2 protein-coding genes are annotated in these 1,362 nt (G+C 67.0%); both read left to right on the forward strand.

Features of this window, described 5'->3' with window-relative positions:
• On the forward strand, nucleotides 1-550 hold a 550-nt coding region (locus DH10_RS16435; protein WP_192385003.1), incomplete at its 5' end, for a tyrosine-type recombinase/integrase.
• Nucleotides 551-560: 10 nt separating this feature from the next.
• On the forward strand, nucleotides 561-1,362 hold an 802-nt coding region (locus tag DH10_RS16440), incomplete at its 3' end, for an IS91 family transposase (RefSeq protein ID WP_192385004.1).

Below are 1,362 nucleotides of genomic sequence, written 5' to 3' on the forward strand. Positions count from 1 at the left end.
CGAAGCCGCACCGGGTCCGAAGTACAAGGCCGCCCTCGGCACGGCCTACGGGGCCGGCTTGCGGGTCTCCGAGATCGTGGCGCTCAAGGTGAGCGATATCGACTCCACGCGCATGCTGATCCGCGTCGAGCAGGGCAAGGGCCGCAAGGACCGCCACGCCATGCTGTCGCCGCAGCTGCTCGTCCTTCTGCGCGCCTGGTGGCGTGTGGGCAGACGCCGCGGCGTGATGCTGCCGCAGGGCTGGCTGTTCCCGGGCCGCAACCCGATCACGCCGCTGTCCACGCGGCAGATGAACCGCGCCGTTCATGCGGCGGCGGAAGCCGCCGAGATCAAGAAGCGGGTAACGCCGCACACCCTGAGGCACTCCTTCGCCACACATCTCCTGGAGCAGGACGTCGACATCCGCGTTATCCAAGTCCTGCTCGGGCATGCCAAACTCAACACGACCGCACTCTATGCCCACGTTGCCACCAAGACGATCCACACCGTGATGAGCCCGCTCGACCGGATCAAGCTGCTCACGGAGGACGAGACACGACCGGACGGATGACGCGGCGGCGGTGCGCCGCCCGTCCCTGGAGGTCGCCGACATCTTCCATCGTCATGGCGCCGCCTGGCGCGCGGCCCAGGCCGGCCACTTGAGCCTTGGCCAGCTGAAGGTGATGTCGGCGATCCAGACCTGCCGCACCGCAGCGCTCGGCGGTCACGTCGAGGCGTGCGAGGACTGCGGCCACAGTCGCATTGCGTATAACAGCTGCAGGAATAGACACTGTCCAAGGTGCCAAGGCGCGGCGGCAAGGGAATGGCTCGCCGCACGCGAGGCCGATCTCTTGCCGGTCGGCTACTTCCACGTCGTCTTCACCCTGCCGGCCGAGGTCGCCGACATCGCCTATCACAACAAGGCGATGATCTATGACCTCCTGTTCCGCGCCGCCGCCGAGGCCATGCTCACCATCGCCGCCGATCCCAAGCACCTCGGCGCCCGCATCGGCATCACCGCCGTGCTGCATACGTGGGGCTCGGCGATGACCCATCATCCGCACGTCCATATGATCGTGCCCGGCGGCGGCATCGTGCTCGATGGTGAGCGGTGGGTGTCCTGCCGGCCCGGCTTCCTCCTGCCCGTGCGCGTGCTGTCAAGACTGTTCCGGCGGCTCTTCCTGGCCAAGCTGACCGAGGCCCATGCCGCCGGCCGGCTGACGTTCTTCGGCGACAATGCCGGCTTAAGCGAGCGCTGCGCCTTCGCCAAATTCCTAGCACCGCTCAGACGGAAGAACTGGTTCGTCTATGCCAAGCCACCTTTCGCCGGACCCGAGGCCGTGCTGGCCTACCTGTCGCGCTTCTCTATTCGGCGTGTTGAGG

Origin of the sequence: Mesorhizobium silamurunense (assembly GCF_014843825.1) — a bacterium.
In the GTDB taxonomy this organism is placed as follows: domain Bacteria; phylum Pseudomonadota; class Alphaproteobacteria; order Rhizobiales; family Rhizobiaceae; genus Mesorhizobium; species Mesorhizobium silamurunense.